Origin of the sequence: Acinetobacter sp. Tr-809 (assembly GCF_011753255.1) — a bacterium.
GTDB lineage: Bacteria > Pseudomonadota > Gammaproteobacteria > Pseudomonadales > Moraxellaceae > Acinetobacter.
In genome coordinates, this window is record NZ_VWVZ01000003.1 from 231894 (window position 1) to 245429 (window position 13536).

The window sequence follows — 13536 nt, forward strand, 5'->3', positions numbered from 1 at the left end:
CATGTTTGGGCATTGTGGTGTAATGCCCAAACCTTTGTCAGTATCCGACTTAACGGGTGGTATAACCACCATTGGCAAAAATAGTTTGTCCAGTAATCCACCAACCATCGGTAACCAAGAAGCGAACTAAAGGTTCAATATCTTCGATCTTGGTTAAGCCACCTAAAGCAGATGCTGATTTATGATAGGCCACGGCTTCGGGTGCTTCTTGACCATAGAAAAAGGGAGTATCCATTGGGCCTGGTGCGACCGCAGTAACTGAGATGCCACGTTCACCAAACTCTTTGGACGCTGCACGAGTATAATGCTCGACGGGTGCTTTTAAGCCTTCATAAGTTGAATAAAGTCCCGTATACGCTGCAAGTAAACTGGTTACGATGGTGCAGATTTTCCCATTGTCATTCAGATGACGACCTGCCGATTGAATAAAGAAATAGGCAATTTTATTGTTGATGTCATTCATGCCATCAAACTCTTGTTCGGTCGTATCTAAATACGGTTTCTTCAGCACACGACCTACCGTATTAATCGCAATATCCACGCCACCAAATGTTTCTTTGGCTGTGATAAACAGCTGTTCAATAGTTTGAATATCGGATAAATCAGCTTGTACCAAAACGGCTTTTGCACCGAGTGCCTGTACCTCTTTTAAGGTTTGTTCGGCATCGGCTTGAGTGGCAGCACTATTGTAATGAATCAATAAATTTGCGCCTTGTTCAGCGAACTTGCGTGAAATCAAACCGCCTAAGTTTTTTGCACCGCCTGTGATTAGTACGGTTTTTCCATTTAAATGATGCTGTGACATATGTTTGCCCTGATGTTGTTTTGCATAAAAAATATGCTAGTTGAATTTATTTGTTTGAAATAGTTGTTAGTATTGAACTGATTGTGCAAAAAAGTTGAACAATAAAAATGGATAAGATTGATCGTTTAAAAATCTTTTGCTTAGTGGCAGAAAAGCAGTCTTTTGCACAAGCCGCGTTGCAATTGGGACTACCACGTTCTAATGTCACTTATGCGATCCAAACACTGGAAAAAGAATATGAGGTATTACTGTTTTATCGCACCACGCGTAAAGTGGCATTAACCCATGAGGGTGGTTTGTTTTACGATGAAGCCATGCGTTTGGTGGCACAGTTAAAAGAGCTGAATCGTTTTAAAACCCATGTGCGTAGTCAAGAAGGTAAGATCAGTATTGGTATGCCGAAACGCTTAGCCACACAAGTTCTGATTCCTCATTTATCTGCGTTTTATCAACGTTACCCAAAAGTAAAAGTGTTGGTGAATGGCAGTGATGATTTTTCTAATTTAATCGAGCAACAGCTGGATTGTGTGGTACGGGTCGGGCAGGTGAAGGATGAGTATTTACTGATCAGACCGATTACCCAAACCCAAATCTGGACTCTTGCATCCCCGCAATATTTGGCAGAGTTTGGTGAACCTCAACGCTTTGAGGAACTACAACAGCACTTCGCTGTGGATTACCATGTCGCTAAACATTATCGTGAATTGAGTGAGCTTGAATTCCAAGCACATCGGGTCAAAATGCCTTACCGCTTATTGGTTGAGAATACGGAGGCCTATACCCAAGCAGGTTTAGCAGGTATTGGGATTATTCAGATTCCTGAATTTGATGCAGCACCTTATGTTCAGCAAGGACAGTTACAGCGTTTATTTACTGATACTCCAAGCTTACAGTTACCCATCAGTCTGTTGCTAACCGACCGCCAATATCGTCCTAAATATTTTCAGGACTTTATTGACTGGTTAGATGAATTATTAAAAGCCAAACTGTAATCCGAAAGCGAATGCTTGATTTAGGTGGGTAACGCATGCAGGTAATAAAAAAAGCATACCTGAGTATGCTTTTTTTATTTTGGCAAGGATTAATAAAGACCTAGTAAGAAGCCTGCGCCTAAGGTAAAGAAGCTGAATAACCAGATCCAACCAAATGAATAGCGCAAATGGCGTCCCATATCGGTGCCTGTCAGTCCGACTGCAAGCCAAGTTGCAGGTGAGAATGGACTCACAAATGTTCCAGCATTGTTACCAATCGCCATGGCGTACACGACCGAGTCAGCATTCACTCCAGCGGTAGCAGTAACTTCTTGCACAATCGGTAATAGCGCAAAATAATAGGCATCAGTACTGGTAAAGATGTCCATCGGTACACCTAAGATCCCGACTAGAATATGCAAACTACCAATCCATGTGCTTGGTAGAATTTTAATTAAATCCAAGGCAATCGATTGCAACATACCTGACTCGGACAAAATCCCGAGAAATGCACCTGCAGCAAAAATAATGGCAACCATGCTCAATGCTTGAGGTGCATGGCGACCAATAACTTCAATCTGTGTTTTAGGCTGCGGGAAGTTGACAATCAAGACCAATGCAAGGGCGATCATAAACACATAAGGCGCAGAGAATAGGCCAAAAGCTAAACAGATAATGGCAGCAACGATCAGACCGAGGTTAAACCACAGGTTTTTAGGTTGAGCATCTTCCTGAATATCTTCGGCGAGGTCTTTGGCCATGCAGTCTTGTTCAAATGGCGTGGTACCGAGAGCTTGGGCTGCGAGAATGCGTTTTTTCTCACGTAAGCCCATAAATACGGCAAATACCATCATCCCTGCAACACCCGCCACTTGAACGGGAATCAGGCTATGCCAGAGTGTGGCAGCATCTAAACCTGTCGCGGCTGAAGCACGTCCTAAAGGTCCGCCCCAAGGCACCATATTCATCACACCCATACTACCCGCCATCAGCAATAGCATCAGATAGGGGCTCATGCCGAGTTTACGGTACAGGGGAAGTAAGGCAGGAATAATGATCAGGAAGGTTGCAGCACCAGAACCATCCAGATGCACAATTGCTGCAATCACAGTGGTCATCACGGCAACAATCACGACATTGCCACGCGTCATTTGCACCATACGTTTAATCATAGGGTCAAAGACATGTAATTCTTTTAATACACTGAAAAATAAAATAGCGAATAAAAACATCGTCGCTACTTTGGTCACTTTGGCTAGACCAGCTTCAAAGAAGCCAGAAATCTCGCTAATCGAAAAACCAGCAATGAGGGCGCCAATAAGAGGAACAATCGACATGGCTACAATAGGACTGGTTTTTCCAGACATCAATAGCACGACAATCGTCACAATAATTAGAATACCGATCAGCGTCAGCATTATTTACTCCCTTAAGTTGTAACCTCTTGTCATTGGAAAAGTGTTAAAAAATACACCAAAAATAGAAAATAAAGCGCTGTCCATTATGCATAAAAACTTAATTAATTATTAAAAATAAGAATAAAAACTACGCAAAAAGCGGATTAAACGAACAAAATGTTTAATTTTAGCCAATAATCTGATTTAAGTTGTTTTTAAAATTATGTGATAAGTGTGAGAAAAATGGTCGTTTGAATATAGATGCAGCGATGAGAAACCTGAAGACTGATCGCTATACTTTTGACTTTCGTAATTCTTTTGAGTAAAAATTAGAGCAATTACTCTAATTTTAAAAGAGAACAAAAATGCAAATTGGTCGACAAGCTTGGATGGCGCAAACCTCAGGTAATTTATCCTTAAAAGATCGTATGCTGCTGTTGAGGCATAGCCTTTTTCCTGTGTTAAAACAGAGTATAAAAATGTACAGTTTGGCGAATATTACCAGACCAACCGTTCAGCATGAATTGCGTCTGGATGATCTTGTCTTGCCTGATAGCGTAGAAGTGCAACGAGCTTTAGAAGAGATGCAGTCCTGTAGCTCAGCGTCTCTGCAAAATCATTGTCTTCGTACATGGTGTTATGCCATTGCTTTTGCCAAGATGCAAAACCTGCAACGTGATGATGAGTTATTAGCAGTTTCATGCTTATTGCATGATTTAGGTATGACAGAACAACATTATCAGCATCATCAACATTGTCGTTGTTTTGCTGGGCAGGGTGCTTATGCTGCAAGAGATTGGTCGCTTGAACAGGGGTGGCAGACTGCACGAGCCGATCAACTTTTTGATGTGATCAGTATGCATATGAATCCTTATGTTGGACGCGATGAGGGGATAGAAGCGCATTTGCTGCAACAAGCGGCCAGTTGTGACGTCATCGGCAGTCGTGGTTTTGAGTTTTCAGAACAGTTTAGACAGCAATTATTGCAAAAATACCCTCGTCGTGACTTTAATCAGATCATGATTAAATTTACTCAACAGGAAGCACAGCAACGACCTCGATCTCGTACTGCCATGCTGGTGCAGAGTGGGTTTAAGCAGCTTGTGAATTTAAATCCTTATTTGCAATAACGCTCAAAATAAAAAAACCACTTCTGCTTTTACAAAAGTGGTTTCGATTTAGAACACAATTTATTTAGTGGTCATGTTCAAGATATTCAGGCTTTTTCGGTAATGCCCAACTACACATGAAACAAATCAATAACATGATAATGACGTATACAAAGAAGGTATTTTCAATGCCAGCATCTTTAAATAATAACGCTACGGATGGCGCGGAACCGCCAAAGAGTGCATTACCCACCGCATAGGAGAAACCTACACCTAATGCACGGACGTGTGGCGGGAACATTTCAGCTTTGACTAAACCGCTGATTGAGGTATAGAAGCTCAGCAACATCATCAAGAAAATCAGTAATAGGGTGATAATCACAGGGGAGTCAGCAAAGCTGCGCATACCTGTGACCATGACGGGATAAATAAAGATTGCGCTGAGTAAGCTGAATGCCAACATGGAAGCACGACGGCCAATGCGATCTGACAACATGCCGAACAACGGTTGTGCCAACATGAACACAAATAGCGCCGTGGTCATGATAAAGCCAACGGTTTTGCCATCCATACCAATATTGGTGAGGTAGGTTTTTGAATAAACCGTGACAACATAGAAGGTGAGTGAACCAGCTGATGTATAGCCGACAACCAATAGGAAAGTTTTCCAATGCTGTTTAAGCAGGGCAACTAAGCTACCTGATTCTTCACGGTCAGCATCTTCATGTGACAAGGTTTCCTCTAAACGACTACGCGCGAGTAAAGACAATAATGCCGCAATACCGCCGATGACGAAAGGAATACGCCAGCCACCATCATTCAATTGCTGTTCAGTCATAAAGCCCAGCAAGATTACCCCAAGTAAGCTGGCAAGTAACTGACCACCTGAAAGGGTGACGTACTGGAATGATGCAAAGAAGCCACGTTGCCCTTTTAAGCCGAGTTCACTCATATAGGTCGCAACAGCACCATACTCACCACCGACAGAGAGGCCTTGCAGTAATCGAACCATGAGCAGTAAAAAGGGTGCCCACATTCCGACTTGGTCATAAGTCGGTAAGGCAGCAAACAGAAATGAGCTGAGTGCCATTAAGCAGATGGAAATAACCATCGACTGCTTACGGCCTTGACGGTCAGCGATACGTCCGAATAGCCAACTCCCGATTGGGCGCATGAAAAAACTGGCACCAAACACCCCCCAAACATAAATGGCTTTGGTGGTTGGTTCCATATCTGGAGCGGTCAATGCGTGGGTAAAATAGGCAGCAAAAACGGCATAAATATAGAAATCGAACCACTCAACTAAATTCCCTGATGCCGCACCGACGATACCTTTGATACGACTTCTTTTTTCTTCCTTGCTATATGTCTGACTCATATACGTTCCTTTTCAACCAAGCAAGATTCTGTAACTGAATCTTTACAGAATGTTATATACCGCTAAAAAAGCATGAAAATGACACTATTTTGTATGTTTTTTATGAATACATTTTTATATGGGGAGAATAAGTTGGTTTTTTTGCTAACTCTTTGACAGATAAAGAATGTCAGAATGGTCAATATTGAGAATTTAATATTTTTAAAAGCAAATAATTGAGCTGTATCAAGGGACAATTTAGAAACATAAACAAGCTGATGTTGTGTAAGGGGATTGTAATCAGGGTATTTTTTCAGATTTCATTTTCTTATTTCAATTCAAGACATGGAATGCTTGTATTGAAAATGGAGTGTGGCAATAGCACTGAAAATAAATGATCCATAAAATATACCAGAAGAGAAATCAACAGACGATACTGATGATTAATGCAGCAAAACTGTGGATAAGTTTTAGTTTATACACACGAGCTTTTGTTGTGATTTCAGAAAGTTTTTTAAAGCAATTAATTGAGTTCTGGAATCGGGCAATCTTTTCTCAGTGGGCAAGCTTCACCCTGAGTAAATCGACTTAACATCGTTCTGATTTGATGAAGTTGTGCAATCTTTTCATCTATCAAATCTAACTTGTCTTGGAAAATGCTTTGTACTTGTGGGGCAGGGATTTCATCTTGGGCTGTCATCGCTAAAATCTGCTTAATTTCATTGAGCGAGAATCCAAGGTTTTTCGCGGTACGAATCAGTTGTAACTGTTGTAGCGTTTGTTCTGAATAATCTTTATAGCCATTATTACAGGTGATGGACTGGATCAACTGCATTTTTTCATAAAAGCGAATGGTGTCTCGACTTAAATCAGTCTGTTTTGCCAATTGTCCAATTAACATGGCGATCATCCTTATTATTCTTGAATATGTCTAAAAAATGACTTGACCATTGAGTGTACTCCATCCTTTAGCCTATGCCTACATTCAATCAAAAGAGCATATGAGATGGCGCATAACAACTTAAAAACTCAGCCAGAGCAACAAGTCGCTTTGGTCGCAGGTGCGACAGGATTTATTGGCCGCTATTTAATTTTAGAGTTATTAAAACAAGGACATAGGGTTTTTGCCTTAGTCCGGAATCAAGCGAAGCAACAACCCGTGCTCACAAATTGGCTCAGTCAAAAAGGTGTATCCTTGAATCAATTGAGCTTTATCCAAGGTGATGTAACACAGGCTAAGCTTGCCATCAACGAGCAAGATTGGCAAAAATTAAGCGCAGTGGACACTTTATATAATAGTAGTGCGTTATTTGCGTGGAACCTGAGTATGCAACAAGCGCGGACCGTAAATGTAGAAGGTGCATTGAATTTATTGAATTGTGTTCAGCAATATTGTGTTTTGAAACGTGCAGTACATGTTTCGGGTTATATGTTGACGATCACGGGTCATTTACAGCAAGCAGGGATCTGCATTGAACAACCTGATCGTACCGAGTGGCAAGCTGTGTATCAGCATCTAGGGGCTTATGAAGCGTCTAAAATAGAAGCGCATTTTGCATGGATACAACAGGCACAACAGCTATCCGTAGATTGGACCATTATTCATCCTGCAACAGTTGTTGGTGATGATGTCTCTGGTGAAATTCCCACGAATCAGCCGATCGCGCAAATGATTGATGTGCTCAAACGGGGAAAAATGAGTGCCATCCCTGCAACGGCTCAGCATTATCTACCTTTAATCCGTGTCGATGACCTATGTCGGATAATGGTCAGTGCTTCTATGGATATGGCTTTGTCGAATCAAGCGATGTTGGCTGTCAGTGAAAATAATCTGGCTTTGTATCAACTCACTCAAATGATTGCAGATCAATTACAGGTGAGTGCACCAACCAGACATGTACCAGTTGGACTGCTGAAGCTTATTTTAAAATGGCAATGGTTGGCGAAAAAATTAGAAATGTCTGCGGAAATGCTAAGTTTTCTAAGAACAGAGCAGTTGGAGCGAGAACGATTGACACAGTTTCAACAACGTTGGCAGATTTCGATGGGAAATTTAGAAGCAGCGATCCGTAAAACCACCGACTGGATTAATCAAACCAGTTAGAACTTGTTTCTAATAAAAAAACAGCCAATCAAAAGATCGGCTGTTTTTGAATCTTTAAAATGGATTACCAATGTTCACCTGGGAACAAACGCGCATAAGCACGTTGAATTAAATTCAACTTCTCTTGTTCACCAACAGACGCGGTAGAACTTGGGAATAAGTTGAAACCAATCGACATTAAAATGTTGTTAATGTCTGGTGCAATTGCATAGGTAATCGATGCAAGTCGGCCTAAATTGGTTGCGATCTTTTTCGGACGCTTCACGATCGCATAAGCAATTAAATCGGCTGCTTCTTCAGGTGAAAGCGTTGGTACATATTTATAAATTTTGGTTGGTGCAATCATTGGTGTGCGGACCAAAGGCATATAAATAGAGGTAATCGCAATTTTGTGCGAGTGGACTTCCGCAGATAAACAACGACTAAATGCATCCAATGCTGCTTTAGACGCAACGTAAGCAGAAAAGCGAGTTGCGTTGGCAAGAACACCAATCGAGCTGATGTTAATAATTTGACCGTCTTTACGTTGCATCATGTGTGGTAAAACATTCAAGACTAAACGTACTGCACCAAAGTAATTTAACTGCATGGTACGTTCGAAGTCATGGAAACGATCAACGGACTCATGTACCGCACGACGGATTGAACGTCCTGCGTTATTTACAAGAATATCAATGTGATCTACTGCTGCTAAGATTTCTTTTGAAACTGCATCAATAGATTCCATATCATTGAGATCACATGGAAATACGGTCGCTTTTCCACCTTCAGCCTCGATCTCAGCTTTGACCTCATCTAACTTCTCTTTGGTACGGGCGAGCAATAAGACATGTGCACCTGCTTGAGCAAGGTATTTTGAAACCGTTAAACCAATACCACTTGATGCTCCTGTGACAATGATTGTTTTACCGTCGACTTTTTGCTGAAAAAGTTTTTTGAGTTTTGCATTCATGTAAGTTACCTACATTAATCACGCTGTTGTTTGTAGTGCCTTCTTATTACGATTAAACACTACACTTTATTTTGATGTAATATTAACCTATATTTTATGTTTGTCTAGTGTAAATGTTTGAAAAATAATAGCTTTTTTAGAGTAAAAGCTCTAAAATAAAGTGTTGTAATAGTTGAAAAAGCAAGCATATTTTTTATATTTTGTACAAAAAAAAGCCCCTTGGATGGGGCTGACTAGCTTTATTAAAATTAAACCTGAGCAAGGGCCTGTTCTAGGTCGGCAATCAGATCATCTACATGCTCAATCCCAATAGATAAGCGTACTAGGTCCTCACTGACACCTGCCGATTTGAGCTCTTCCGAATTGAGTTGGCGGTGGGTTGTCGTCGCTGGATGGCAAGCTAGACTTTTAGCATCCCCGATATTCACCAAACGAGTAAATAGCTGTAATGCATCAATAAAGCGAGTCCCACCAGCTAAGCCATCTTGAACACCAAAGGAAAGGATGGCAGAAGGTTTCCCTTTCACATACTTTTGCGCTAAATGGTGTTGCGGATGGTCTGTGAGACCAGCGTAATTGACCCATTTAACTTTGGGGTGTTGTTTTAAATATTCTGCAACTTTGATGGCATTTTCAGTATGGCGCTCCATGCGGAGATTTAAGGTTTCAAGTCCTTGTAAGATGAGAAACACACTGAGTGGACTAATCGCTGCGCCCGTATTGCGTAATGGAACCACTCGCGCACGTGCGATATAGGCAGCTTCGCCCAATACTTCCACATAGTTAACACCATGATAACTTGGATCAGGTGTATTTAACGCTTTAAAGCGTTCAGGAAATTTGCCCCACGGAAATTTACCGCTATCGACGATCACACCACCGATGCTATTGCCATGACCCCCGATATATTTGGTGAGGGAGTGAATCACAATATCTGCGCCAAATTCAAATGGTTTTAATAGGGCAGGTGTCGCTACGGTATTATCAACAATAACAGGGACGCCATACTCATGGGCAATCTTGGCAATCGCTTCAAGGTCGATGATGTTTCCAAGCGGGTTACCAATAGATTCAACAAAGACCAATTTTGTTTTGTCATCAATAGTCTGGCGTAATGCTTCTGGATTCTGATAATCAAAGAAACGGACTTCGATACCTTGCTTTGGCAGTGTGTGAGCAAACAGGTTATACGTCCCACCATATAAAGTAGACACTGACGCGATATTGTCACCTGCTTCGGCAATGGTTTGAATCGCGTAAGTGATCGCAGCCATACCTGATGCTAAAGCCAGTGCCCCAATCCCACCTTCCAATGCAGCAATACGCTGTTCAAGTACAGCAGTGGTCGGGTTCATAATGCGGGTATAGATATTGCCTTGAACTTTGAGGTCAAACAGATCTGCACCATGTTGCGTATTATCAAAGGCATAAGAGGTGGTTTGATAAATGGGTACAGCCACTGCTTTAGTCGTTGCCTCTGGTGAATATCCCGCATGAATGGCTAATGTTTCATCTTTATAGGTCATGATTACATCATCTACGTGAGTTAAATACTGACCGAGTCTAGCGCATATTTTACCCAAAATGGTGCATATTTTTTGCGCTGCATAGCGGTTTTGGTGATATAGCCCCTGCTTTCGTTCTGGTCGCGGTTTTAGGAAAAGTGAAATCATTCAAGCTTGTAATGTCTTGAAAAAGAAAATCCTTTGTTCGAGGCAAACAAATCCCAACTTAACTTCAAGTCAATCGGGTTTTCAGCGTATAATACGCCCGATTATTTTATTCGCTTATTTGCGATGTATTGGTTTTTCAATTGAGGAGTCCTGCGTGGCCCAATATATTTATACGATGAACCGAGTGTCTAAAATGGTTCCGCCTAAGCGCGAAATCTTAAAAGACATCTCTTTATCATTTTTCCCAGGCGCAAAAATTGGTGTGCTTGGTTTGAACGGTGCAGGTAAGTCAACCTTACTCCGTATTATGGCTGGCGTAGATAAAGATTTCTCAGGTGAAGCTCGTGCACAACCAGGAATCAAAATCGGCTATTTAGAACAAGAACCGCCACTTGATCCGACTAAAGACGTTCGTGGTAACGTTGAAGATGGCGTACGTGAAGCACTGGATGCTTTGGCGCGTCTCGATCAAGTTTTTGCTGAATATGCGGAACCAGATGCAGATTTTGATGCACTTGCGAAAGAGCAAGAGAAATTAGAATCAATCATCCATGCATGGGATGCACACAACCTGAATAACCAGCTTGAAATTGCTGCTGATGCATTGAACCTTCCAGCGTGGGATGCAGATGTATCGCTACTTTCAGGTGGTGAGCGTCGTCGTGTTGCACTTTGCCGTTTATTGCTTTCTAAGCCAGACATGTTGCTTTTAGACGAACCGACGAACCATTTAGATGCTGAATCAGTGTCTTGGTTAGAGCGTTTCTTGAAAGATTTCCCAGGCACAATCGTTGCGATTACGCATGACCGTTATTTCTTGGATAACGTGGCTGAGTGGATTCTTGAGCTTGACCGCGGTATGGGTATTCCTTATCAAGGCAACTATTCTTCTTGGTTGGAACAAAAGAATGCGCGTCTAGAGCAAGAGAACAAGCAAGAAGAATCTTTTGCTAAAGCATTGAAAAAAGAACTTGAATGGGTTCGTTCAAATGCCAAAGGTCAGCAAAAGAAAAACAAAGCGCGTATGGAGCGTTTTGAAGAACTTAACTCACGTGAGTTCCAACAGCGTAACGAAACTTCTGAAATTTATATTCCACCTGGTCCGCGCCTAGGAAATAAAGTTGTAGAAGTTGAAGGGATCAGTAAATCATTCGATGGTCGCTTACTCTATGAAAACCTGACTTTCACTGTACCGCCTACAGCGATTGTGGGGATCGTGGGTCCAAACGGTGCGGGTAAAACTACGCTATTCCGTATGATGACTGGCGAACAGCAACCTGATACAGGTACTGTGACTTTAGGTGAGTCGGTTAAAGTGGCTTACGTTGGTCAGATTCGTGACACTTTGGATAACAATAAAACCGTTTGGGAAGAAGTTTCTGGTGGTTTAGATATCTTAAAAATTGGTGATTACGAAATCGCATCACGTGCCTATATCGGTCGCTTTAACTTTAAAGGCCAAGATCAGCAAAAACGTGTAGGTGAATTGTCTGGTGGTGAACGTAACCGTTTACAACTTGCCAAGATCTTGCAGATGGGTGCAAACGTAATCTTACTGGATGAACCATCAAACGACTTGGATATCGAAACTTTACGTGCACTTGAGGATGCAATTCTTGTATTCCCAGGTACAGTCATGGTGGTATCGCATGACCGTTGGTTCCTTGACCGTATTGCAACGCACATCTTGTCATTTGAGAATGAACAGCCTGAATTCTACACAGGTAACTATGCAGAATACGAAGCTTATCGCCAATCACGTTTAGGTGATGATGTGGCTCAAAAACGTACCAAGTACAAAAAAATTACAGGTTAAGCCCTGATAGAAAAAAACCAGCTTTCGAGCTGGTTTTTTTTGCTTATGAAAATGTGAGTTCATGAAGCGTGCGAGATGAATAGTCTGATGAGAAAGTAGAATTTATTTATTAAAATCACCCTTAAGATCAGAAATAATCAGCAATGGTGGAATAGTAATCACATCAAATGCCATTGCAAGTGGGTAAAGAACGGTGTGTGTTACCCGTTTAATTGGATGCTTGGTGGTGGTGGTGATTTGTTGTTGTATAGTGATGGGATAAGCTACAGGCAATCGCTGCTGGATTTTTTGAGTGTCTTGGCCCTGATAGAGCTGCCCTTTAAAAAACACATTGATATAGGGGTAAGTTGCCGTCTGCTGGTTCGCTGGCAAATCAAAATTTTCTCTAAAACCCAACGATTTTAATAAATCTTTTTGAGTTTGCTTTAGATCAACCATTGCTGTGTTATAGCGAATCTGCAACACACCGCGGAAATGACTGGCGTCGTCCATAGTGAGTACGAGGGGCGTAGGGCTGGTTATACTACGTTGCTCAACTGGAATCGCCTTGAGTAACTTTAACAGTTCTGTACTGCCATCAGTCATTAAGTAGTTGAAGTCTTGACCAATAAACACCAAGCCTTGTTCTTTCTGATTTTGAACAGCCTGACCTAATGCAATAATCTGATCGCTTTGTAAGTTAATGGCTTGGGTATGTGTAGTTTCTTTAGGAAAGGTGCTGTCGAGTAGCGCAGTCGCACAACCACCGAGAACGAAACAGCTTGTGAAGAGTAAAAGGGATAAGGTTTTATACATGCTGAGGACCTAAACGTAATCAAGTGCTTTTTCTTTAGAATCAAAAAACGTTTTAAATCAGTGGGAAATTGACTGAAAATTGTTTTGTAATTTTATTACATTGGCATAGCCTGCTATAGTGCCTTTGTGCAATTTACTGTAAGGGTGTGCTTTTGCAACGCTCAACCGTTTTCGTGACCGTCTTGCTGAGTTTGTTCATGTTCCAAAGTTTCTGGAATGTGGCGGCAGCGTTTTGCGCGCATGAAACGGTCAGTCAATACAGTACATTGAGTCATTTGGGGCATCATGTCGCTGAAAAGACACACAGCTCTGAACAAGGCGCTGTTTTCGATAAAGTCGCAGCAGATTTACCGATGCCCTTAAGTTTGCAAGATCATCATGATCATTTACCATCTTGTTTTCATGTGGTGGTGACGGAAGTTCAGCAATATGTAAATGAACCAATGTTGCATAGCCAAGATATAGAACAAAAATATTACTGGTCTAACTCCTACCAGTCGCCACATCTCTCTGGATTAAATCCGCCCCCTGTATTGACCCCGCTATAGGTGGGGTAG

The 13536-nt window shown here is 41.7% G+C and carries 12 protein-coding genes; 5 read left to right on the forward strand and 7 right to left on the reverse strand.

What is annotated here, in order from left to right; all coding sequences use genetic code 11:
* Positions 1-49 precede the first annotated feature (49 nt).
* On the reverse strand, positions 50-805 hold the full coding sequence (locus F3J02_RS08485; RefSeq protein ID WP_167248579.1) for an SDR family oxidoreductase: 756 nt from the start codon (positions 803-805) through the stop codon (positions 50-52).
* 107 nt (positions 806-912) lie between these two features.
* On the opposite strand from F3J02_RS08485, the gene F3J02_RS08490 reads away from it, so the two are divergent.
* Complete coding sequence (locus F3J02_RS08490) at positions 913-1797, forward strand: LysR family transcriptional regulator (protein WP_167248580.1); 885 nt, start codon at positions 913-915, stop codon at positions 1795-1797.
* An 89-nt stretch (positions 1798-1886) separates the two neighbouring features.
* On the opposite strand, the gene F3J02_RS08495 is transcribed toward F3J02_RS08490, so the two are convergent.
* Positions 1887-3194, reverse strand: a complete 1308-nt coding sequence (locus tag F3J02_RS08495) for a CitMHS family transporter (RefSeq protein ID WP_167248581.1) — start codon at positions 3192-3194, stop codon at positions 1887-1889.
* 344 nt (positions 3195-3538) lie between these two features.
* On the opposite strand from F3J02_RS08495, the gene F3J02_RS08500 reads away from it, so the two are divergent.
* Positions 3539-4303 (forward strand): HD domain-containing protein, encoded by a 765-nt coding sequence (locus tag F3J02_RS08500; RefSeq protein WP_167248582.1) that lies wholly within the window; start codon positions 3539-3541, stop codon positions 4301-4303.
* Positions 4304-4367: 64 nt separating this feature from the next.
* Here the strand turns inward: F3J02_RS08500 and F3J02_RS08505 are convergent, their stop codons facing one another.
* Entirely contained in the window at positions 4368-5660 is a 1293-nt protein-coding gene (locus F3J02_RS08505; protein ID WP_005185604.1) for an MFS transporter, read from the reverse strand.
* Positions 5661-6162: 502 nt separating this feature from the next.
* Positions 6163-6540, reverse strand: a complete 378-nt coding sequence (locus tag F3J02_RS08510; RefSeq protein WP_167248583.1) for a MerR family DNA-binding protein — start codon at positions 6538-6540, stop codon at positions 6163-6165.
* Positions 6541-6645: 105 nt separating this feature from the next.
* Between F3J02_RS08510 and F3J02_RS08515 the strand changes: the two genes are divergently transcribed.
* A complete protein-coding gene (locus F3J02_RS08515; protein ID WP_167248584.1) occupies positions 6646-7743 on the forward strand; it encodes an SDR family NAD(P)-dependent oxidoreductase in 1098 nt (365 codons plus the stop codon).
* 64 nt (positions 7744-7807) lie between these two features.
* On the opposite strand, the gene F3J02_RS08520 is transcribed toward F3J02_RS08515, so the two are convergent.
* The gene (locus tag F3J02_RS08520) at positions 7808-8695 is read right to left on the reverse strand and encodes an SDR family NAD(P)-dependent oxidoreductase (RefSeq protein ID WP_004803857.1); all 888 of its coding nucleotides are present in this window, start codon (positions 8693-8695) and stop codon (positions 7808-7810) included.
* Positions 8696-8943: 248 nt separating this feature from the next.
* Positions 8944-10221 carry an O-acetylhomoserine aminocarboxypropyltransferase/cysteine synthase family protein gene (locus F3J02_RS08525; protein WP_167248585.1) on the reverse strand — a complete coding sequence of 426 codons (1278 nt, stop codon included), beginning with the start codon at positions 10219-10221 and terminating at the stop codon, positions 8944-8946.
* Positions 10222-10522: 301 nt separating this feature from the next.
* On the opposite strand from F3J02_RS08525, the gene ettA reads away from it, so the two are divergent.
* Positions 10523-12184: an energy-dependent translational throttle protein EttA gene (ettA, locus tag F3J02_RS08530; protein ID WP_167248586.1), complete on the forward strand. Its 1662-nt coding sequence runs from the start codon at positions 10523-10525 to the stop codon at positions 12182-12184.
* A gap of 102 nt (positions 12185-12286) precedes the next feature.
* Here the strand turns inward: ettA and F3J02_RS08535 are convergent, their stop codons facing one another.
* A complete protein-coding gene (locus F3J02_RS08535; RefSeq protein WP_167248587.1) occupies positions 12287-12979 on the reverse strand; it encodes a hypothetical protein in 693 nt (230 codons plus the stop codon).
* A gap of 152 nt (positions 12980-13131) precedes the next feature.
* Here F3J02_RS08535 and F3J02_RS08540 point away from each other — a divergent pair, with 152 nt between their 5' ends.
* On the forward strand, positions 13132-13527 hold the full coding sequence (locus F3J02_RS08540; protein ID WP_216076271.1) for a cation efflux protein, CzcI-like: 396 nt from the start codon (positions 13132-13134) through the stop codon (positions 13525-13527).
* The last annotated feature ends 9 nt before the right edge of the window (positions 13528-13536 follow it).